The organism is Vreelandella sp. 162(4c), assembly GCF_058152265.1.
Genome location: NZ_CM176981.1, coordinates 3,791,900 through 3,812,024, shown reverse-complemented (window position 1 = coordinate 3,812,024; position 20,125 = coordinate 3,791,900). Strand labels below are relative to the sequence as shown.

The 20,125-nt window shown below is 55.6% G+C and carries 20 protein-coding genes; 13 read left to right on the top strand and 7 right to left on the bottom strand.

Annotated elements, in window-relative coordinates; translation table 11 throughout:
- Nucleotides 1-51: 51 nt before the first annotated feature.
- From AC4EYZ_RS17455 to tatC, 6 genes are all read left to right on the top strand, one after another.
- Entirely contained in the window at nt 52-708 is a 657-nt protein-coding gene (locus AC4EYZ_RS17455) for a ubiquinone biosynthesis accessory factor UbiJ (RefSeq protein ID WP_027958644.1), read from the top strand.
- Nucleotides 705-2,327, top strand: coding sequence for a ubiquinone biosynthesis regulatory protein kinase UbiB (gene ubiB, locus AC4EYZ_RS17450; protein WP_027958643.1), 1,623 nt, complete (start codon nt 705-707; stop codon nt 2,325-2,327). Before AC4EYZ_RS17455 ends, ubiB begins: the two co-directional genes overlap by 4 nt.
- A gap of 31 nt (nt 2,328-2,358) precedes the next feature.
- Complete coding sequence (locus AC4EYZ_RS17445) at nt 2,359-2,733, top strand: phosphoribosyl-ATP diphosphatase (protein ID WP_474192776.1); 375 nt, start codon at nt 2,359-2,361, stop codon at nt 2,731-2,733.
- A 154-nt stretch (nt 2,734-2,887) separates the two neighbouring features.
- Nucleotides 2,888-3,166 carry a Sec-independent protein translocase subunit TatA gene (gene tatA, locus AC4EYZ_RS17440; protein WP_022522099.1) on the top strand — a complete coding sequence of 93 codons (279 nt, stop codon included), beginning with the start codon at nt 2,888-2,890 and terminating at the stop codon, nt 3,164-3,166.
- A gap of 3 nt (nt 3,167-3,169) precedes the next feature.
- Nucleotides 3,170-3,664, top strand: a complete 495-nt coding sequence (gene tatB, locus AC4EYZ_RS17435; RefSeq protein WP_022522098.1) for a Sec-independent protein translocase protein TatB — start codon at nt 3,170-3,172, stop codon at nt 3,662-3,664.
- Entirely contained in the window at nt 3,661-4,452 is a 792-nt protein-coding gene (tatC, locus tag AC4EYZ_RS17430) for a twin-arginine translocase subunit TatC (RefSeq protein WP_009287443.1), read from the top strand. Before tatB ends, tatC begins: the two co-directional genes overlap by 4 nt.
- A gap of 81 nt (nt 4,453-4,533) precedes the next feature.
- On the opposite strand, the gene elbB is transcribed toward tatC, so the two are convergent.
- Entirely contained in the window at nt 4,534-5,193 is a 660-nt protein-coding gene (gene elbB / locus AC4EYZ_RS17425; protein ID WP_009287444.1) for an isoprenoid biosynthesis glyoxalase ElbB, read from the bottom strand.
- Nucleotides 5,194-5,393: 200 nt separating this feature from the next.
- Between elbB and hemB the strand changes: the two genes are divergently transcribed.
- Nucleotides 5,394-6,404, top strand: a complete 1,011-nt coding sequence (gene hemB, locus AC4EYZ_RS17420) for a porphobilinogen synthase (RefSeq protein ID WP_022522097.1) — start codon at nt 5,394-5,396, stop codon at nt 6,402-6,404.
- A gap of 107 nt (nt 6,405-6,511) precedes the next feature.
- Nucleotides 6,512-8,701 carry a polyphosphate kinase 1 gene (gene ppk1, locus AC4EYZ_RS17415; protein ID WP_027958639.1) on the top strand — a complete coding sequence of 730 codons (2,190 nt, stop codon included), beginning with the start codon at nt 6,512-6,514 and terminating at the stop codon, nt 8,699-8,701.
- A gap of 64 nt (nt 8,702-8,765) precedes the next feature.
- On the opposite strand, the gene metE is transcribed toward ppk1, so the two are convergent.
- The gene (metE, locus tag AC4EYZ_RS17410) at nt 8,766-11,063 is read right to left on the bottom strand and encodes a 5-methyltetrahydropteroyltriglutamate--homocysteine S-methyltransferase (RefSeq protein ID WP_474192082.1); all 2,298 of its coding nucleotides are present in this window, start codon (nt 11,061-11,063) and stop codon (nt 8,766-8,768) included.
- A 115-nt stretch (nt 11,064-11,178) separates the two neighbouring features.
- On the opposite strand from metE, the gene AC4EYZ_RS17405 reads away from it, so the two are divergent.
- Nucleotides 11,179-12,117 carry a LysR family transcriptional regulator gene (locus AC4EYZ_RS17405; RefSeq protein WP_022522094.1) on the top strand — a complete coding sequence of 313 codons (939 nt, stop codon included), beginning with the start codon at nt 11,179-11,181 and terminating at the stop codon, nt 12,115-12,117.
- On the opposite strand, the gene AC4EYZ_RS17400 is transcribed toward AC4EYZ_RS17405, so the two are convergent.
- Together AC4EYZ_RS17400 and AC4EYZ_RS17395 are read right to left on the bottom strand one after the other, a co-directional pair.
- Nucleotides 12,080-13,675 (bottom strand): ATP-binding protein, encoded by a 1,596-nt coding sequence (locus tag AC4EYZ_RS17400; protein WP_427770536.1) that lies wholly within the window; start codon nt 13,673-13,675, stop codon nt 12,080-12,082. The genes AC4EYZ_RS17405 and AC4EYZ_RS17400 overlap by 38 nt on opposite strands.
- Nucleotides 13,676-13,695: 20 nt before the next feature.
- Complete coding sequence (locus AC4EYZ_RS17395) at nt 13,696-14,454, bottom strand: winged helix-turn-helix domain-containing protein (RefSeq protein ID WP_007113866.1); 759 nt, start codon at nt 14,452-14,454, stop codon at nt 13,696-13,698.
- Between the two features lie 230 nt (nt 14,455-14,684).
- Between AC4EYZ_RS17395 and AC4EYZ_RS17390 the strand changes: the two genes are divergently transcribed.
- Nucleotides 14,685-14,825 (top strand): hypothetical protein, encoded by a 141-nt coding sequence (locus AC4EYZ_RS17390; protein ID WP_162836279.1) that lies wholly within the window; start codon nt 14,685-14,687, stop codon nt 14,823-14,825.
- Nucleotides 14,826-14,986: 161 nt separating this feature from the next.
- Here AC4EYZ_RS17390 and AC4EYZ_RS17385 read toward each other — a convergent pair whose 3' ends face one another.
- The 3 genes from AC4EYZ_RS17385 to AC4EYZ_RS17375 form a co-directional block, all read right to left on the bottom strand.
- Nucleotides 14,987-15,166, bottom strand: coding sequence for a PLDc N-terminal domain-containing protein (locus tag AC4EYZ_RS17385; protein ID WP_022522092.1), 180 nt, complete (start codon nt 15,164-15,166; stop codon nt 14,987-14,989).
- Nucleotides 15,167-15,238: 72 nt separating this feature from the next.
- Nucleotides 15,239-15,766 (bottom strand): retropepsin-like aspartic protease family protein, encoded by a 528-nt coding sequence (locus tag AC4EYZ_RS17380; protein WP_022522091.1) that lies wholly within the window; start codon nt 15,764-15,766, stop codon nt 15,239-15,241.
- 8 nt (nt 15,767-15,774) lie between these two features.
- Entirely contained in the window at nt 15,775-17,166 is a 1,392-nt protein-coding gene (locus tag AC4EYZ_RS17375; RefSeq protein WP_022522090.1) for an MFS transporter, read from the bottom strand.
- 200 nt (nt 17,167-17,366) lie between these two features.
- Here AC4EYZ_RS17375 and AC4EYZ_RS17370 point away from each other — a divergent pair, with 200 nt between their 5' ends.
- The 3 genes from AC4EYZ_RS17370 to AC4EYZ_RS17360 are packed head-to-tail and all read left to right on the top strand — an operon-like array spanning nt 17,367 to nt 20,101.
- Nucleotides 17,367-18,092: a substrate-binding periplasmic protein gene (locus tag AC4EYZ_RS17370; protein ID WP_223828111.1), complete on the top strand. Its 726-nt coding sequence runs from the start codon at nt 17,367-17,369 to the stop codon at nt 18,090-18,092.
- Nucleotides 18,093-18,098: 6 nt separating this feature from the next.
- On the top strand, nt 18,099-18,812 hold the full coding sequence (locus AC4EYZ_RS17365; protein ID WP_230804808.1) for a substrate-binding periplasmic protein: 714 nt from the start codon (nt 18,099-18,101) through the stop codon (nt 18,810-18,812).
- Nucleotides 18,809-20,101 carry a diguanylate cyclase gene (locus tag AC4EYZ_RS17360; RefSeq protein WP_161463194.1) on the top strand — a complete coding sequence of 431 codons (1,293 nt, stop codon included), beginning with the start codon at nt 18,809-18,811 and terminating at the stop codon, nt 20,099-20,101. Before AC4EYZ_RS17365 ends, AC4EYZ_RS17360 begins: the two co-directional genes overlap by 4 nt.
- Nucleotides 20,102-20,125: the final 24 nt, after the last annotated feature.

Sequence of the window (20,125 nt, the reverse complement as noted above, 5' to 3'; positions counted from 1 at the left end):
AAGTCAGACAACGTCCCTGCGGCCGATGACGCTATCTACCAAGAGGTCAGCATGCTGGTAACCCCGACCCTGCTGCTGGCCGGTTGTGAACGCACGCTCAACGCTCTGCTCTCCCGTGACCCCGCTGCTCCTGAACGGCTAGCGGCACTGGCGGGCAGCCGTCTACTGGTGCGCCTTGAGCAGCCTCACTTAGCGTTGGTCATTCACTACCATCACGCCGGGCTCGACCTGATGCGCGGCGATGACGTTGATGAAACCGACGTAGACGCAGTGGTAGAGCTCACTCCGGAAACGTTTTCCGAGTGGATCAGCGGCGCCTCGATTGAACGCCTTATGTTTGACGGCAAGCTGGCGGTGCGCGGGCGTATCCATCTGCTTGAAGCCACTCGAGACCTGCTCTTCGACCTGGACATCGACTGGGAGAGCGAGCTGGCCCGCTGGCTGGGCGATATGCCCGCCCACTCCCTGGCCGAGGGACTGCGCCGCGCTGCCCGCTGGGGGCTGCGTGCCAAAGACGAGCTGATGCAGGATGTGTCTGAATATGTCTTTGAAGAGGCACGCCTGCTGCCAGGGCGGCAGCAGCGTAGCCTACTGCGCGAGCATCTGACCGAGTTAGAGGTGGCGACCGATCGCCTGGAAGCGCGACTAAACCGCTTACAGCGACGTCTAGAACAGCTACAGCTTGCGCCACAGGAGTCGCGCCCATGAGCCTGCGTCTGCTGCGGATAAGCTGGGTGATCAGCCGCCACCGGCTTGACACACTGCTGCCGCTAGAGCGGCTGCCCTGGTGGCTCCGGGCGCTGCTATGGTTTTCTCCGCTACGTTTGATCCCCGTTGGCAAGCGCTCGCGGGGCGAACGTCTGCGCTTGTCGCTGGAAGCACTGGGGCCGATTTTTATTAAATTCGGCCAAATGCTCTCGACCCGTCGCGACCTGCTGCCAGCGGATATCGCCGATGAGCTGAAACGCCTGCAGGATCAGGTGCCGCCCTTTCCCGGTGATCAAGCCGCCGACCGGGTCGAGAAAGCGCTGGAAATGTCGCTGGAAGAGGCCTTTGCTGAGTTTGACCGAGTGCCATTGGCCTCGGCGTCGATTGCCCAGGTGCACGCGGCAAGACTGCACGGCGGTGAAGACGTGGTGGTGAAAATCATTCGCCCCGGCATTGATCGCGTGATGCGTCAGGATATGGCGCTGATGTACCAAGTCGCCAAGCTATTCTCCAAAATCCCCGAGGCGCGTCGCCTGCGTCCGGTGGAAGTCATTCGCGACTACGAAGCCACGCTGTTTGACGAGCTGGATCTCTACAAAGAGGCCGCCAACACCTCGCAGCTCAAGCGCAACTTCAAAGACTCACCGCTGCTGTTTGTGCCCACCATCTACTGGCCCTTCACCCGCCGCCATGTGATGGTGCAAGAGCGCATTCGCGGTATTCCGGTCGCCGATTTAGATACCCTGATTGCTCGTGGCACTAATTTGAAGAAGCTTGCAGAGCGCGGCGTCGAGCTGTTCTTTACTCAGGTATTCCGTGACAACTTCTTTCACGCGGATATGCACCCAGGCAATATTTTCGTCAACTGTGACAACCCCGAAGATCCCCAATACATTGCCATCGATTGCGGCATCGTCGGCAGCCTGACCCGGGAAGATCAGGACTACTTAGCGCGTAACCTACTGGCGTTTTTCCACCAGGACTATTATGAAGTCGCTGCGCTGCACATCGAATCCGGCTGGGTGGGCGAAAACACCCGCGCTAACGAATTCGCGGCGGCGATTCGCACCGTTTGTGAGCCCATTTTAGAGAAGCCGTTGAAAGATATCTCCTTCGGCCAGGTGCTATTGGGGCTGTTTCAAACCGCGCGGCGCTTTAATATGGAAGTACAGCCGCAGCTGGTACTGTTGCAGAAAACGCTGCTCAATATTGAAGGCCTGGGGCGCCAACTCTATCCGGATCTAGATCTGTGGAGTACCGCCAAGCCCTATTTAGAGCAGTGGATGAAAGAGCGTGCCGGGGTCAGCGGTTTATGGGAGTCGCTGAAGCGCCAGGCGCCGGAGCTTTCGCACCAGTTGCCCGAACTGCCCGTACTGGCTCACCAGGCGCTAAGCCGTATGGAGCACGAGCATCGCCAGCGCCACCAGCAAGTCGAATCGATCAACGACATGCGGGTGCAGATGGCGCGCCAGGGCAAACGCCTCTACCGCCTTCGGCTTGGCTTGATTCTGCTGGCGTTGGCACTGGCGTGGCAGCCATTAAGCGGCTGGATTGCACTTCAGGAGTGGCCGATACTAGCGGCCGCCGCCATTGGCCTACTGCTGCTGGTATGGCAATAGAGTGACGCACTAAACGTTTACGAGGATTCCCATGGACAGCAACGCATTACCACCTAACAATTCGACTAGCCATACCGATGTGCTGGATACGCTCAATGAGGTGCTAAAGCAGCGACGCCATGCAGCGGCAGAAGAATCTTATGTTGCCTCCTTGCATCATAAGGGTTTGAACAAGATACTCGAAAAGGTAGGCGAGGAAGCAACAGAAACAGTGCTTGCGGCAAAAGATGCCGAGCATGGTAGCGAGGCTGAACGCCAAGCATTGATTTCTGAAACCGCCGACCTGTGGTTTCATAGCCTGGTGATGCTGTCACACCTGGGGATGGATCATCAGGCCGTTTTAGACGAACTGGCACGGCGTTTCGGCATTTCCGGACACGAGGAAAAAGCCGCCCGCCAGCCATAGTTGCCACATAGGACTGTCGCATAGTGGTAACGCGCGTACTGTAGTACTGCTCCTAGCCATGGGGCTCGTATTCATTGGCTCAGTGGTAAAAGAGATAGCGCTAAAATAGGTAGCACTCAATCGATAGTTAACCTGCTCGCAAGAGGACACGCATATGTTAGGTGGTATTAGTATTTGGCAGTTGCTGATTGTGCTGGGCATCATCATTCTGGTTTTCGGCACCAAAAAACTGCGTAACGTGGGCACCGACCTAGGCGGGGCGGTCAAGGGCTTCAAGAAAGCCATGCACGACGAGGAGAAAAATAAAGAGGCGGACAAAGAGGACGCCGACCAACCCCATGCCAAAGTGAGCCATGAAGAGCCGGGCAACACTTACGACGTTCAAGCCGAAGAGAAACAGGCCGCCCACGACCGCAACGAAGAGCGCAAATAAACCATGCTGGATATCGGCTTTCTTGAACTGATGCTGATTGGCGTCGTCGGGCTGTTGGTGCTTGGCCCGGAGCGGCTGCCCCGCGCCGCCCGTACGACGGGCATGTGGATTGGTAAAATCAAGCGTACGGTATCCGGTATGCAGCGTGAAATCAGCGCCCAACTGGAAGCAGAAGAGCTGCGCCAAAAGCTCAATGAACAGCAAAAGAAGCTCGATGACAGCTTGAAGAAAGCGAAGCTGGACGTAGAGAGCATTGCCGATAGCCCGTCAGACGCTGCACCAGCGCAGCAGAGCGACACTGATAAGAGTGACACTGAGCAGCGCGTTGCCCAGGCCAGCTCTCGATTGGATGACGCCCTGCAAACGGTGCGAGAGGAAACGGTGCGTGAAGAAACACCTCCGTCATCATCTGCCTCGACTGCGCCCACCCGCGAGGCCGAACCTGAAACGCCTAACCCTGAGTCGGCTGCACTTAATAAGGATCGTAATCACCAATGAGCATGTCTGGCGATTCAAAGGAGCCGCGGGAAGAGCAGAGCCAAGCCCCCCTGATTGAGCACCTGATCGAGCTGCGCTCACGGCTAATGCGCGCCGTGATCGTTATCCTGGTGGTCTTTTTGGGCCTCTACTCCTTTGCCAATGATATCTACACCTTTGTTGCCGAGCCGTTGATGGCGCTGCTGCCCGAAGGCTCGCAGATGATCGCTACGGAAGTCGCTTCGCCATTCTTAGCGCCGTTCAAGCTCACTCTGGTAGTCGCGGTATTTATCGCTATTCCGTTTGTGCTACACCAAGCCTGGGCGTTTATCGCCCCGGGGCTTTACGACAATGAGAAAGCGCTGGCGATTCCGATTCTGGTTTCGAGCATTGCGCTTTTCTACGGCGGCGCGGCGTTTGCCTATTACGTTGTTTTTCCGCTGCTGTTTGAGTTTTTCACCCAAACCGGGCCGGAAAACGTCGCCGTGATGACCGACATTAACCAATATCTGAACTTCGTTCTTAAGCTGTTCTTTGCCTTCGGTGTAGCGTTTGAGATTCCTATTGCGACCTTTTTGCTTATCTTATCTGGCGCTACGTCGGTGGAAAGCTTGTCTAAAAAGCGCCCGTATATCCTACTAGGCTGCTTTGTTGTCGGCATGCTGCTAACGCCCCCGGATGTGATTTCACAGAGCCTACTGGCGGTACCGATGTATCTGCTTTATGAAGTCGGGCTGTTGTTTGGTCGCCTGGTGCGCAAGCGCAAAGAGGAGAAAGAGACTGCCGAAGAGCAAGAAGCAGACCTCTAAGCACTGGGATCAACGTCCAGATATTTAAAAGCCGCCGCCATGATCAATGGCGGTGGCTTTTGTATCAGCACAGTGGCGAGCTTAATCCATCATTTCTGCAATGCGATCCACCAGTTTAAAAATACCAGTTGCGGCTTCGCTGATCCGCGTTGCCAGCATATAAGCGGGTGTGGTGACCACCCGGTGCTCAAAATCCACCACGATATCTTCTACGCTACAGGTGCGGTGTAGCCCACCCATGGCGCTTATCGCCCCGGAAACCGCCGGGTCATTGCCCACCGTTACCGCAATGCCCTCATCCAATAGGCGTGGCACAAGTACGGGGGAAATACACATCAAACCAATCGGCTTGGCCTCTTGGTGAAAGCCCGTCAGCGCCTCTTTTAGCGCTTCTAACACCTGCATATTGTCGCTGGCACTGGCAAAGTCCGAAAGGTTCTTGGCAACGCCAAAACCACCGGGCACAATCACTGCGTCAAAATCATTAGCCACTAATTCACTCAGTGGGCTGATCTCCCCTCGCGCCAAGCGAGCGGACTCCAGCAACACGTTACGCTGCTCGCCCTCCACTACTTCTTGGGTGAGGTGGTTAACCACATGGTGCTGCTCAATATCGGGGGCAAAACAGCGGTATCCAATGCCCAACTGATCCAAGCGCAGCAGGGTTAGCGTGGTCTCATATATTTCCGAGCCATCGTAAACGCCGCAGCCAGCTAAAATCACTGCCACCTGTTTGGTCATGCCTATCTCCTTATCCCAGGGTCTGCCGAACGCAATACAGCAAAGCTGTCGCTCACTTTAGTCAGTCTGCCGTGTCGCCACAAGACGGCTTTCGCCGCAGGGCATGGCTGATATACTGATTCCAGGCCTTCGGGCATGTTGATTTGCGATCCTTAATGTTCACGATCACTGATTTTTACGACCTCTAATGGAGAGCCCTCTTGAGTACACCCACTGCCCGCCACTTTCCCGCCACGCGCATGCGCCGTATGCGCCGCGACGATTTCTCACGCCGATTGATGCAGGAAAACAGCCTGAGTCCATCCGACCTGATTCTGCCCGTTTTTGTGTTGGAAGGTATCAATCAGCGCGAAGCCGTCGCCTCCATGCCCGGCGTTGAACGGCTGTCTATTGATCTGCTGATCGAGCAAGCTCGCGAAGCGTATGAACTGGGCATTCCAGCACTGGCACTCTTTCCTGTGGTTGGCTCCGAGCACAAGAGTGAGTTTGCTGAAGAGGCCTATAGCGCTAGCGGTTTAGTTCAGCGCAGCGTGCGTGCCCTTAAAGAAGCGCTACCCGAATTAGGCATTATCACGGACGTGGCGCTGGATCCTTATACCAGCCACGGTCAAGACGGCATTCTTGACGAACACGGCTATGTCCAGAATGACCGCACAGTGGATACCCTGCTCAAGCAGGCGCTCTCCCATGCCGAAGCGGGGGCCGATGTGGTCGCCCCTTCCGATATGATGGATGGCCGGATTGGTGCGATTCGCCAGGTGTTGGAGCAGGAACATTTACATAATGTGCGTATTATGGCCTACAGCGCCAAGTACGCCTCGCACTACTACGGGCCTTTTCGCGATGCGGTCGGTTCGGCTGCTAACTTGGGCAAAGCGGACAAGCGCACCTATCAAATGGATCCCGCTAACAGCGATGAAGCGCTCCACGAAGTGGCCATGGATATCGCCGAGGGCGCCGACATGGTGATGGTCAAGCCCGGCATGCCCTACCTAGATATCGTGCGGCGGGTAAAAAGCGAACTACAGGTACCCACCTTCGCCTACCAAGTCAGCGGCGAGTACGCCATGCACCGCGCGGCCTTCGACAACGGCTGGTTAGAAGCGGAGCCGGTAATACTGGAGTCGTTGATGTGTTTCAAACGGGCAGGCGCAGATGGCATTCTGACCTACTTCGCCCTAGATGCAGCGCGGTTACTTCAGCAACGCTAAGATGACAACCTGGTGACACCTTTTTGTCATCTTCTCCCCGCATACTGCACTGATATACAAGTATCAGGCTATGATACCTTCGAGCTATCAACGCGGGGAGATCCACTATGGACGAGCAAGCTTCAGATTCCTTACCACTGTCGTCTACCGATCACACCAGCAGCGACGGCGATACGCCGCTACGGATTAACCGTACCCCGACCGGCGTCCAGGCACGTGAAGCACAGCCTGAAACCGACCTCGACGATACCCAGCTCTACTTCAACCGCGAGCTATCGCATCTACAGTTCAATATCCGCGTGTTGGAGCAGGCGTTAGATGACGCCCACCCACTGCTCAATCGGCTAATGTTCCTGCTGATTTTCTCCTCCAATATGGATGAGTTTTTCGAGATTCGAGTGGCGGGCTTGAAGCATCAAATTGCCCTGGGCGACGACACCACCGCCGCCGATGGCCGCCTGCCCAAAGCGGTGTTGGCGGAGATCTCGCAGCTTGCCCACGCGCAAATTGATCGCCAGTATCAGATACTCAACGACACCTTGTTACCCGCGCTGGAAACCCATGGGCTGCGTTTTCGTCGCCGCGATCAGTGGACTGATGAGCAGAAAGCCTGGGTTAAGGCGTTTTTCGATAATGAAATTATGCCGGTCATTAGCCCGATCGGCCTCGACCCCTCGCACCCTTTCCCGCGTTTAGTGAATAAAAGCCTCAATTTTATTGTTGAGTTGGAAGGCAAAGATGCGTTTGGTCGCGCCGGGGGGATGGCGATTCTTCCCGCGCCGCGCTCGCTACCGCGTCTGATGGCACTGCCCAAGGAGCTCTGCGAGGAGGGATTCTCGGAATATGTTTTCCTCTCTTCGATGATTCATGCCCATGCCGAGGAGCTGTTTCCTGGCATGAGCGTACGCGGCTGCTATCAATTCCGGCTGACCCGCAACGCGGATATGAGCGTTGACCCAGAGGAGGTTTCGGATCTCGCCTCTGCGCTGCGCGGTGAGCTGCTGGCACGCCGCTACGGCAGCGGTGTGCGCCTGGAAGTTGCCGACAGTTGCCCTGATGACTTGACCAACTTTTTACTGCGCCAGTTTGAACTGGAAAGCGACGACTTATATCGCGTCAAAGGGCCGGTTAATTTAACCCGTATGATGTCGGTACTGGGGGACGTGGATCGCCCCGAACTACTCTATCGGCCGTTTACCCCCAGCATTCCCAAAGCGCTCAAAGCGGGTAGCCTGTTTGAAGCCATCGCCAAGAACGACATTCTACTCCATCACCCTTTCCAGTCGTTTACGCCGATTGAAGACCTGCTGCGCGAAGCCGCCCGGGATCCAAATGTACTGGCAGTGAAGCAGACCCTTTACCGTACCGGCGCAGACTCGGCCATTGTTAACGCACTGGTGGAAGCGGCCAGCCAAGGCAAAGAAGTCACTGTGGTCATTGAACTGCGCGCGCGCTTTGATGAGGCCGACAACCTACAGCTGGCTTCACGCTTGCAAGAAGCGGGGGCAATCGTTGTCTACGGCATTATGGCGTACAAAACCCACGCCAAAATGCTGCACATCGTTCGTCGCGAAAAAGGTGAACTTTGCTACTACGCGCACCTGGGCACCGGTAACTATCACTCTAAAACCGCCAAGCTATATACCGACTACAGCCTGCTGACTGCCAACAAAGCGTTGTGTGCCGATGTTCATAAAGTGTTCCAACAGTTGTCTGGAATGGGCCGCGCACGCAAAATCGACACGCTGTTGCACGCGCCATTTACGCTGCATGAACGGTTGGTGGCAATGATCGATCGGGAAGCGCAGATAGCGCGTAAGGGTAAGCGCGGGCACATCATTATTAAGTGCAACTCGTTAACCGAGCCCAAGCTTATCAAAGCGCTCTACCGGGCCTCACAGGCGGGGGTAGAGTGCGATTTGATTATTCGCGGTATGTGCTGTTTGAAGCCAGGAGTACCGGGCGTTTCCGACAACATTCGCGTGCGCTCGATTATTGGTCGTCTGCTGGAGCATACTCGGGTGTTCCACTTCCACAATGATGGCAAGTCGGAGACCTGGTGCTCAAGCGCGGACTTTATGGCGCGCAATATGTTCCACCGTGTGGAGACGTGCTTCCCGCTGCTGGATAAGAAGCTCGCCACCCGGGTACGCAAAGACCTGGAGACCTACCTGGTGGATAACTGCCAGAGCTGGCTGCTCCAGACCGACGGCAGCTACCTACTCCAGAATCCGGGCGACAGCGATGCCATTAGTGCCCAGGAAACCCTGCTCTACGCCTATGCATCAAAAAGCTAGGCATCGAAAAGTCAGCACTCCCCCGCTGCTTAGGGCAGCGGGAGGGATTCTGCCCTCTACCCGTTTACGCATAGCGTTGACGTAACACCTTAGCCGCTTCCACCATATTGGCCAGCGCTGGCTCTACTTCCGTCCAACCACGGGTTTTTAAGCCGCAGTCCGGGTTCACCCACAGCCGTTCGACGGGGATTTTTTCCAGGGCTTTCTCCATCAAATCGACCATCCAGCTCACCTCGGGAATATTGGGGGTGTGGATATCGTAAACCCCTGGGCCGATTTCATTGGGATAAGCGAAGTCCTGGAAGGCATCCAGCAGGTGCATATCCGAACGCGACGTTTCGATGGTGATGACATCGGCATCAAGTGCTGCAATCGCGCCAATGATGTCGTTGAATTCCGAGTAGCACATATGGGTATGAATCTGGGTGGTGTTGGCCGCACCTGCAGCGCTTAGCTGGAAGCTCTCTACCGCCCAATCAAGGTATGATTGCCACTCATCTTGGCGCAGCGGTAACCCTTCGCGTAGCGCCGGTTCATCGATTTGAATAATGTTGATCCCGGCTTTTTCCAGATCCAACACCTCATCGCGCAGCGCCAAGGCAATCTGGCGGCAGGTGGTTTCCCGCGGCTGGTCATCACGCACAAACGACCACTGTAGAATCGTCACCGGCCCTGTCAACATGCCCTTCATGGGCTTATCGGTCAGAGTTTGGGCGTACTCGCTCCAGCGCACCGTCATCGGGGCGGGGCGCGATACGTCACCGAAGATCACCGGCGGCTTCACGCAGCGTGAACCGTAACTTTGTACCCAGCCAAAACGGGTAAACGCAAAGCCTTCCAACTGCTCGCCAAAGTACTCCACCATATCGTTACGTTCGGCTTCGCCATGCACTGGCACATCGATCCCCAGCGCCTGCTGGCGTTCAACGGCGTAGGCAATTTCAACCTGCATACGGGCTTCGTAGTCGGCCAACGCCAGCTCACCAGCCTTAAAAGCGCGCCGGGCGGCACGAATCGCATCGGTTTGCGGGAAAGAACCAATCGTCGTGGTGGGGAATAGCGGCAGCTTAAGCGCGCGACGCTGAGCCTCAGAACGCACACCATAAGGCGCCCGGCGCTGGCTATCGGCGGGGCGAACCGCCGCCAAACGCTCACTGACCTCAGCTTGGTGAATACGCGTTGATTCACGCCGGGCATCCAGCGCCCGTGTGGCCTGATCCAGTCGCTGCTCATCGGCAGGCGTGGCGCGGTTATCGATCAAGCGCGCCAAGGTGACCACCTCGTCAAGTTTCTGCCGCGCGAAAGCCAGCCAGCTGATCAGCTCATCACCAAGCTCCGTCTCCTGGGCCAAATCCACCGGCACATGCAGCAGCGAGCAGCTGGGTGCCAACCAAAGCCGCTGCCCCAGGCGCACTTTCAACGGCAGCAGGCGTTCTCGCAAGGCAGCCAAATCGGCCCGCCAGATATTGCGACCATCGACAAACCCCACCGATAGCACCTGATGGGGGCCAAGGCGGTCAATCACACCCTCGACTTGCTGGGGGGCGCGCACGGCATCAATGTGCAACCCTGCCACGGGCAAACGGGTCGCCAATGATAGGTTATCGCCCAAGCCGCCGAAGTAAGTGGCTAGCAATAGTTTTAGCGGCGCAGACTGAAGGCGATGATAGGCACGCTCATAGGCCTGCTGCCATGCCAGCGGCAGATCCTGCACCAGCGCAGGCTCATCCAGTTGCACCCACTCAATGCCTTGGGTGGCAAGCCGCGCTAATATTTCGCCATACACGTCGAGTACGCTGTCGAGCAGCGTCAGGCGGTCAAAATCACCGCCCTTGGTTTTGCCAAGCCATAGCCAAGTCAGCGGCCCCGTCAGCGTTACTTTCGGGGTAAAACCCGCACGTAACGCTTCATCCACTTCGTCAAACAGCCGGTTGGATGCCAGAGTAAAGGTTTGCCCTTCGTGCAGTTCGGGGACGAGGTAGTGGTAGTTGGTATCGAAGTATTTGGTCATTTCACAGGCTGCGGCGGGCTCACCGCTGGGGGCTCTACCGCGGGCCATACGAAAGGTGGTGTCGAGATCGATATCGCCACCTGCCACTTCATTATTGGCGTTAAAGCGGGCAGGCACAGCCCCCAGCGCCACTGAAACGTTCAACACTTGGTCGTAAAATGCGAAATCGCCCACGCTAACGAAATCCAAACCCGCGTCCTGCTGTGCCTGCCAGTGGCGCAAACGCAGCTCGCGAGCGGTGTTTTCCAGCTCGCTACGCGTACACTCGCCTTTCCAGTATGCTTCAGTGGCTTTTTTTAGCTCGCGCTGAGCGCCGATGCGGGGATAGCCGAGAATATGAGAAACTGTCATGATGAACCCTACCAACGTGAAATAATTCACACAGTCTGGGCACCAGGCCTTGATGAATCAAACTAAAGTTTCTAATAGCAAAGATGAAAAAAACTCACGATGATTGAGCCACTACATGATTGAGTTACGACACCTACGCACGCTGCTGGCTCTGCGCGAAACCGGCTCCCTGGTCGATGCTGCCGATCGCGTGCATTTGACCCAATCGGCGCTTTCGCACCAGCTTAAAGATCTTGAGAGCCGCGTGGACAGCGCGCTTTTTGTGCGTAAAACCCGCCCGGTGGAATTCACCCGCGCGGGGCTGCGGCTGCTCGCCCTAGCCGACCAGGTACTGCCTGAAGTACGCAAGGCGGAGCGTGATTTGGCGCGCCTGGCAGGCACCGAGCAGGGGCGTTTGCATATGGCCATTGAGTGCCACAGCTGCTTTCAGTGGCTAATGCCCACAGTGGACTATTTTCGCGATCACTGGCCGGAAGTGGAAATCGACATTCCCAGTGGACACCACTTTGACCCGCTTCCGGCGCTTGCCCGAGAGCAGCTGGATCTGGTGATCACCGCTGACCCCCAACCCCTTGAGGGCATTCACTACGCCCCGCTGTTTCGCTATGAAGGGTTACTGGCCGTCGCCCGCCAGCACCCTTTTGCTGGCCGGGGGTTTATAGAGCCCCAGGCACTGGCTGAGGAAACGTTGATTACCTACCCCGTTGAGCAGTCGCGATTGGATATTTTCACCCAGTTTTTGCAACCGGCGAACGTGCGTCCTCAGGAGATTCGTACCGCCGAATTGACGATTATGATGATGCAGCTGGTGGCCAGCGGGCGTGGCGTGTGTGCACTACCCAACTGGGCACTCACCGAGTATTTAGAGCGCGATTACGTTAGCGCGGTGAAGCTAGGCGAGCATGGGGTATGGAGCACGCTGTATGCGGCGATTCGCGAAGAGACCCGCGAAGCGCCATGGATGCAGGATTTTTTACGCACGGCGCGGGAGACCTCCTTTGCAGTGCTATCCGGGGTCAAGCCTGCGGATCGCGACGCGGAACCAGCAGCGTAAAGCGCGCGCCGCCCAAAGTGGGACTGGTATCGATGGTCACGCTACCACCGTGCCCGGCCATGATTTTCTGCACAATCGAAAGCCCTAACCCGTAGCCACCAGAGCTGCGAGCACGGCTGTCGTCCAGACGGGCAAACGGCTTGAAAATATCCGCCCGCGCTTCCGGCGGAATGCCGGGGCCGTCGTCTTCAACGTCAATACGCACCAGATTGGGTTCATCCCAGAGGTGAATCATCACCTGGGACTTAGCATGGCGGCAGGCGTTGCCGACTAAATTCTGCACCGCACGCTGAAGATAGCGCGGCTCCGCCAGCAGCTCGATTTCAGGACCAGGCGCAAGCGCCAACGCTAAGCCCCTATGCAGCGGCGACAGCGTATCAATCACCCGTTCCGCCATGGCCCGACACTCTACCAGCGCCGTTTCAAGCTCAGCGCCGTTAACCGTTTCTCCACCCAGTCGTGCATAGGTGAGAATTTCATCAACTAACTCATCGAGCTCGGCAATGTCCGCATCGATCCCCTGAAGCTGGCGGCGAATGGCGGGTTGATCGGTCATATCCTCGACCATCTGCACGGCAAAGCGAATACGCGCGACCGGGGTGCGCAGCTCGTGGGAAACCGCCCGAATCATCTCCTGTTGACCGCGCAGCAGGCTCTGCACCTGATTGGCCATGCCATTAAAAGCCATCCCCAAGCGGCCTAAAAAGTCGCCGCTCTCTACCTTTACCCGGGTTTCCAGGCGGCCACTGGCAATCCGCGTGGCAGCCAGCTCCAGCCGCGCCATGCGGGCTTCGATACTGCGCATAATCAAATAAATAATCAGGCTGAGAACGATCATCAGCCCCATCAAAAGGGGTAAGTGCAAATTCAGCGGTAAGGTGTCGCCGCGGGAAATAGGCCCCGCTTGCAGCCATTGTGACTCGCCTGGCAACTGATAGAGCAGCGTAATTGAAAGCTTATCAGAAACGAGTTGGGTGATGACGTTGCCCCTGACCAGCTGAGCCTGCTGCGCCGCCGTTAGTCCCGCAGGCAACGAAGGCAAAAGCTGCAACGGCCAACTCCCTGGACGCAATTGGGCAATGCGGCCATCACGCTCTGCCGCGGGCGCTGCCGCGAGCCACCCACCAAGCAACTCAATGCTGCCATGCCACTGGTGCTCACTCCAGTCATCGAGTCGTGCTTGCAGCAGCCAGGTGTCGCCGGGCAAACGCTGTTGCAGTAGCCAGGGGCTTTCAGCGACCAGTATTTTGCCCTGCTCCAGGCGCGACCGTTCGAAAAATCCCAAATCCGCATCGCCGATAGGCTGCAGGGTCAGCTGTAAATCGAGCTGTTCCGAAAAATGCTCAAGCAGAGCATTTCGCTGTTCAACCGGTGCGTCGGCGAGCTGTTGCGTCATCAACGACATAGGCAGCGCGGCGAGCTGCTCACGATAGTCTTCACGGCGCACCTGTTCGATAAAGGAGCGCCCCGCTAAGGCGATCACAAAAACCACTAATAGCGCGATGCCCAACAGCAAATAGAAGCGTAAAAACGAGCCGTTACTGAGCACCCGCCGCATGATGCCATCCCTCTGAATGATCAACTGTCTTTGACGAAAAGATAACCTTTGCTGCGCACGGTTTTGATCCGGTGAGGCTGATTCGGATCATCGCCAATTTTGGGTCGAATGCGCGATACGCGTACATCAATCGAGCGGTCTTGGCCGTCGTACTTAATGCCCCGTAAGTCGCTGAATATCTCTTCGCGGGTGAGTACTCGGCCAGCGTTACGGCCCAGTAACCAAAGTAGGTCAAACTCAGCGCTGGTTAAGTCAATTCGCTCGCCTGAAAGCCAGGCTTCACGAGTGGCGTTATCGATCTCCAGGTTTTCAAAACGCAGCCGCATTTCGCCGTCTGGTGCCGGCCCGTCGGCACGGCGCAGCAGCGCGCGCATACGCGCCAATAGCACCCGCGGTTGAACCGGCTTCGGCACGTAGTCGTCGGCGCCCATTTCGAGCCCCAAGACCTGATCAAGATCATCGGTGCGAGCGGTCAGCATCATGATCGGGCCGGCAAAATTGGGTCTAACACGACGACAAATCGCCAGGCCGTCCTCCCCCGGCAGCATTAAGTCTAAAATCACCAGATCGGGCTGTAGGGTTAAAATACGGTCGACCCCTTTCGCACCGTCAGCTTCCAGCGTTACTTGGAAGCCGTTCGCTTCCAAGTAATCACGGGTCAGCTCGGCTAAACGCTGGTCATCCTCAATGATCAGGACATGATCTTGATCAGGATAGTCAGGCATTACAGACTCTTGCGACTCAAGCGCCTGAAATTGCTGTTCCAAATGATCTACCATCCTCTTTATGCACTCCGCTTAGGCTGTTTATTTTTTCACCCGCTCACCCAATACCAACGCAGGCGCCCTATGATTGGCACTCAGGATAACTCAAAACTATCAAAACACCCGCTTCTGTCGTTACAATCATGCGCATTGATCGGTAGACAAGGCCCGATACTTGATTCTCGCACCTGCGGAAGCTACTGTTAAGGCGCGAACTGTCGACAATTTGACAGGAGGAACCTGCCATGGGAAGTAGCAAAACGAAAAGTGTCATTAAGCGTGTTTACGTTCCAGCCCAAGTGCGCGACCTGCCCAATGGGGAGAAGTTAAAAATCCCAGGGCATTACAAGGCGCCGCCAGGGGAAGAAAACGACACCATTGAGTAATGTTTGGTTAAGTATATCTATTGCTAAAGCATACTTAAAAAGGCAGACCACCAGTGGCCTGCCTTTTTTACTTAGCTACTTTTTTACAACTACTTTTTTCGACTACACATTTTGACGCAATTGCACGAGGCGGGCTTTTCAACAGCTTTGCTTTTCAGCGGCTACCCTTTGGGCCCAAACAGAAACCATGCAATTAAGCCGACTAACGGGAAAAACAGCAGCACCAGGATCCATATCAGCTTAGCAAGACCACCCGCGCCGCTTTTGGCTACTTTCACAATGGCCCAGATCACAATGATGAGCCAAATTAGCCCTAATAAACCACCTACTTCAATGCCCATAGCAACTCCTTAGCATGTTGGCACTCGTATTAATTTAGACAATCATATCAGTGGCACATTCACAAGCCGAACTCACTGCTCGGGAAGGCTCAACACCATCTCACCCGACTGTATTTCAATCGACAATAAATTTAAAAAGCTCATGCCGAGTAGAACGGTGTCACGCTCCATGCCGGGGCTGATAGACCCCTGCACATTCTGCACTTTTAGACCGCCCAGAGAAACCTCATCGAGTTCGGTTAAAGTACCTTCAACTCGACCATTGGCGGTATTGAACCAAGCGCGGCGTCCCGGTTTTAGGCCTAACTCGCTAGCCAAATCGACCGGTATGGCGACATAGGTGGCGCCAGTATCGAGCAAAAAGGTCACCGGCGTGCCGTTGATGCGTCCCGGCGCTTCAAAGTGCCCTGCCCGGTTACGTTTTAAGGTAACCGGCTCACCTGCAGGTAGCGTATGCACAATATTCGCGTTCGGGCGCATCATCTCTTCGAGACCACCGTGAATCCACCAAGTGCCCACCGCCATTAACAGCACCCAAAACAGCAGCATCATAACGATACCACCGCGTTGCGCTGTTTGACCTGCCAGGTGCGTTGCCATGCTCCACCTCACTGAGGTAAGGATGCCTCGTTAGCGTTATTAGTGTTGCTATAGCTGTTGGCTTCCCAGGCGAGCGCCGCCTCCCGACCACGGCGCTCGTTGACCCTGGCGCAAATCAGCATCGCGATAACGAACAGGGCAACACATAATAGAATAGACGCTTGCAAACCAACCAGCGTCTGCAACACCCCCAGCATGACGATCCCCAACACCCCTGCCAACTTATTCGCCAGCCCCCAGAAGCCGAAGAACTCGGCTGATTTCTCCAAGGGTGAAAATAGCCCCACCAGAGCCCTGCTGGCAGATTGGCTGGAACCCAGGCTAAGCCCCGCCAGGCAGCCGACTATCAAAAATACGTACTGTGCCTGCCACTGCAGGTCAAACTGCCCGTTTACCCACTGCGTCATCTCCGGCGTTGCCCAGATAGCAATAATCGCCAACACCCATAGCGCCAGGGTCATTTGGTACGTTCGCTTGGCACCTAGCTGATCCTGTATCCAGCCAAACCCCAGAGCCCCTGCTGCAGCGGTCACTTGGACAATAATAAACATGATATTACGTACGCTTTCATCCCAGCCGATCACTTGAGCACCATAAATAAAGGCGAACGCGATGATGATGTAGACGCCGGCCATCGAGAACAGCAGTGAAATCAAAAATACCGTCAGATCTTTAAAATAGCGCAGCTCGTGAAGGGTGGTGGTGACGCGGTTCAGGGCAATATGCCGATAAGAGACGCCACGGGGCTGAGGGGTGCCACGCTCTTTTAGCCATAAAAACGTAGGAATAGCGGTAATCAGAAAAAAGCCGGCCGCAAAGGGCCCCACCCAGCGTATGCGCTCAAAGTTTTCCGCGCTGGCCTCGCCTAGCACCACCAGGGTAAAACCTGCCGCAAACAGTCCACCGATGTAGCCGAGCGCCCAGCCAAAGCCAGAAATTTTGCCCAGCGACTGCGGCGGCCCAAGTTCAGGTAAAAATGCAGCAATAAATGACTCCCCCATGGAGTACGCGTAGTTAGACAGCACGATCAATAACAAGCCGATAACGACATAGCCCGGCTCAACGAAGTAGAGCATGCCCGTAGTGACCACGGTGGCGAGATAACTAATCAGCAGAAAGCGTTTTTTCTCCGCCCGGTAATCCATCACCGCTCCGCACAACGGCGCGGTAATCACCACCATTAGATAACTAATCGCCAGGGCCAGGCTCCACAAAAAGTTGGCCAACCGGAAATTATCGCCCCGATCCCCCACAATGACTGTGGTGAAAAGCTCGCCAAATACCACGGTAATAATCAAAAGCGTGTAGGCCTGGTTGGCAAAATCAAACATCGCCCAGCCGAAAATTTCTCGACGCGATGCGTAGCCATCCGTCGCCTTAGCAGTGTTAGCAGGCAGCATTAGTTTTCTCTCACAGGGGAAGCCGTAAGGCTAGCAGATAGAACCGCCAAGGCGCCACGGCTTGCGTTGGCAGATTAGAGATGACAGCCGACCAGCGTTGCTCTAAGTTTGATTGATTGATCAGTAATACGGATAGAACTGCGATGGGATTAGCCCAGCCATCTCTACGGCCAGTGTACCGACAACCCTTAACCAGGTTGATGGCCACGCTATGCCTCTGGCTGGCAATCGTCGCAAGCGGACAGGCTGATGAGCCCGACACCTTGGCGGCATTAACCTTTATTACTGAAGAGTACCCGCCCTATAACTATATCGATAATCAGCAATTAACCGGGATATCGATTGATTTGTTGGAGGCTATTTTTGCAGCGACAGAAACACCATTAAGCCGTAATGACGTCCGTCACTACCCTTGGATTCGCGGCTATGAGCTAGCGCGCAGCCAACCTAATACGGTGCTATTTTCCACTACGCGTACGCCCTCAAGAGAGGTCAATTTCCACTGGGTGGGGCCGATTGCTCAAGACCGGGTCGTACTGCTAGCCCACCGCGACGCACCGATTGTGGTTGATTCTTTGGCTCAAGCGATTGATCGCGGCCTGACCGTAGCGGTCATTCGGGAAGATATCGGTGCCCAGGCACTGTTGGAAGCTGGCTATCCTGAGCACTTACTCGTATCCGCTATTGATAACCGAAGCGCACTCAATATGCTAACCCGCGGGCGAGTTGACCTATGGGCTTACAGTCAGAATGTGGCTGGCTGGATAGCGGAGTCAGAAGGTTATCCTAAAGATATTTTAACCCCCACACACACCCTCAGCGAATCTTCGCTATACTTTGCCATCAACAAAGCCACGGATCCACGTCTGGTAGCGCTGATGCAGCAGGCCTTAAACAGGGTGCAAGCGGGACGAGTCGAGAGGTAGTTGACGATGGCTAACGACCTAACTCGCCGATGGCAATACTGCATGGGCGTTGCCCTGATCACCGTTATCGGTAGCTGCAGTCTGCCACTTCATGCGATGCCGCTGACGATCAATACCGAAGAGTATCCACCGTTCAATTATTCGGACGACCAAGGGCAAATAATCGGTAGTGCGACGCGACTGCTACGTGATGCGCTTCGCCAAGCTGACATAGAGGCTAATTTTCGGCTGCTGCCTTGGGCACGCGCTTACACCGAAGCACGCTTAAGGGAGAACCATTGCGTCTACTCCACCACCCGCACCCTTGAGCGTGAAGCGCTGTTTCACTGGGTGGGGCCACTGGTCGTCAATGAATGGGCAGCGTTCAGTTTAGCCGAGCGTGGGCTCAATGTTGATTCACTTTCCGGGCTGAACGCTTGGCGAGTGGGCAGTTTTAGGGAAGATGCCATAGGCGATTACGTCGCTGATAGCGGCATTAATGTGCTACTTGCTCCTTCGGAGCGAGAAAATATCGCGCGTTTAAAGGCGGGGCTACTAGATGTGATTGTGACAGGCAAAGCAACCGGTGAATTTATGGCACATGAACAGGACATCGCGCTAGCGCATTTATTTACTTTTTATCGCGCACCGCTTTATCTCGCCTGCCACCTCAACGTTTCGAAAGCACTGCTGGAGCGACTGCAAGCCCAGCTGGATGCCCTGCAGGGGGAGAGCCAGTGATAAGTCCCCGCCCTCGCTTTCCTATGTTGACCACTGGCGTCGCGCCTAAAAAAGGCAGCCTGACCACTAAGCAAGCGCTACTCACCCTGCTCATTGCTATGCTGATTAGTGGTGTAGCAGGAAGTATTGAACTTCTCAGCCACGCTACCAATATGCGCCAGGAAACCGAGCAACGCATTACTCAACAGTTGGCGGTCGTTAACGGCGCCGCAGCAGAGGCCGCTTTCCAGCTTAACCCCGACCTCGCCCACCAAATCGCCTATGGGCTATTTAATGCTGACGAGGTCGCATGGGTGTCGATTCGTGACGATTTTGGGCGCGCTCTGGCTGAATTTGAGAGGCCAAAACAGGCTGATTCGACTTGGCTCAGCCAATATTTATTTGGCGATATACTGCACCACCAAACCGACCTCGCCTACTACATGGGCAGCGACATGCCGGAAGCGGTCGTCGGCGAGATTGAGCTGATGCTGGCAGAAAGCTACTTAACCCAGCAGTTCCTCGCGCGTATTTACACGGTGGTCGGGGTGAGTATTTTAGAGGCGTTTATTTTAAGCCTAGTGGTGATCGCTTTTTTTCATCTATTTATTACTCGCCCATTGCTCAAGGTACACGCAGCTATTGCCCAAACCGATCCCAATCGTCCCGGCCAGTGGCCCAAGCCAATGTTGCGAGGACATCAGCATGATGAGTTAGGGCATCTGGTGGATAGTTTGGATCATTTGTTAAACGCGTTTCAGCAAGGCTTGGAGCAGCGCGACCAGCTCCATCATCTCTCTAATATGGATGGCTTGACGGGCGTGGCGAACCGACGCCACTTCGATGAGTTTTATCAACAACACTGGCACTTGGCGCAGCAAACCCAGCAGCCGCTATCGGTGATTTTTATCGATATCGATAACTTTAAGGAGTTTAACGATCATTATGGGCACGCCATGGGCGACGACACCCTGCGCGCCGTAGCAAAAGCGCTCAATCAGTGCATTGCCCCCGCCAGGGATTTACTCGCCCGCTACGGCGGCGAAGAATTTGTCTGTGTACTGCCAGGTCAGGATCATGACGACGCTGTGGGCGTTGCCAACTGCTTGCGCGAAGCAGTGCTGTCACTGGCCATTCCTCATGCTTTTTCAAGCACCCATTCAGAGCTTACCGTTAGCATGGGTGTTGCCAGCATGTCGCCCGGCTTATCAATTAGTGCTGAAGCGCTGATTGAGCGTGCCGACCAGCACCTTTACCACGCCAAACGGCTGGGCCGAAACCGGGTCGAAACACGCAAACGCCCGGCATAAAGCCGGGCGTTAAGCACACATATT

Coding starts and splice junctions, on each gene's coding strand:
- AC4EYZ_RS17455 (WP_027958644.1), top strand. CDS start 52: ATGCTGGTAACCCCGACCCTGCTGCTGGCCGGTTGTGAACGCACGCTC.
- ubiB (WP_027958643.1), top strand. CDS start 705: ATGAGCCTGCGTCTGCTGCGGATAAGCTGGGTGATCAGCCGCCACCGG.
- AC4EYZ_RS17445 (WP_474192776.1), top strand. CDS start 2,359: ATGGACAGCAACGCATTACCACCTAACAATTCGACTAGCCATACCGAT.
- tatA (WP_022522099.1), top strand. CDS start 2,888: ATGTTAGGTGGTATTAGTATTTGGCAGTTGCTGATTGTGCTGGGCATC.
- tatB (WP_022522098.1), top strand. CDS start 3,170: ATGCTGGATATCGGCTTTCTTGAACTGATGCTGATTGGCGTCGTCGGG.
- tatC (WP_009287443.1), top strand. CDS start 3,661: ATGAGCATGTCTGGCGATTCAAAGGAGCCGCGGGAAGAGCAGAGCCAA.
- elbB (WP_009287444.1), bottom strand. CDS start 5,193: ATGACCAAACAGGTGGCAGTGATTTTAGCTGGCTGCGGCGTTTACGAT.
- ppk1 (WP_027958639.1), top strand. CDS start 6,512: ATGGACGAGCAAGCTTCAGATTCCTTACCACTGTCGTCTACCGATCAC.
- metE (WP_474192082.1), bottom strand. CDS start 11,063: ATGACAGTTTCTCATATTCTCGGCTATCCCCGCATCGGCGCTCAGCGC.
- AC4EYZ_RS17405 (WP_022522094.1), top strand. CDS start 11,179: ATGATTGAGTTACGACACCTACGCACGCTGCTGGCTCTGCGCGAAACC.
- AC4EYZ_RS17400 (WP_427770536.1), bottom strand. CDS start 13,675: ATGCGGCGGGTGCTCAGTAACGGCTCGTTTTTACGCTTCTATTTGCTG.
- AC4EYZ_RS17395 (WP_007113866.1), bottom strand. CDS start 14,454: ATGGTAGATCATTTGGAACAGCAATTTCAGGCGCTTGAGTCGCAAGAG.
- AC4EYZ_RS17390 (WP_162836279.1), top strand. CDS start 14,685: ATGGGAAGTAGCAAAACGAAAAGTGTCATTAAGCGTGTTTACGTTCCA.
- AC4EYZ_RS17385 (WP_022522092.1), bottom strand. CDS start 15,166: ATGGGCATTGAAGTAGGTGGTTTATTAGGGCTAATTTGGCTCATCATT.
- AC4EYZ_RS17380 (WP_022522091.1), bottom strand. CDS start 15,766: ATGGCAACGCACCTGGCAGGTCAAACAGCGCAACGCGGTGGTATCGTT.
- AC4EYZ_RS17375 (WP_022522090.1), bottom strand. CDS start 17,166: ATGCTGCCTGCTAACACTGCTAAGGCGACGGATGGCTACGCATCGCGT.
- AC4EYZ_RS17370 (WP_223828111.1), top strand. CDS start 17,367: ATGGCCACGCTATGCCTCTGGCTGGCAATCGTCGCAAGCGGACAGGCT.
- AC4EYZ_RS17365 (WP_230804808.1), top strand. CDS start 18,099: ATGGCTAACGACCTAACTCGCCGATGGCAATACTGCATGGGCGTTGCC.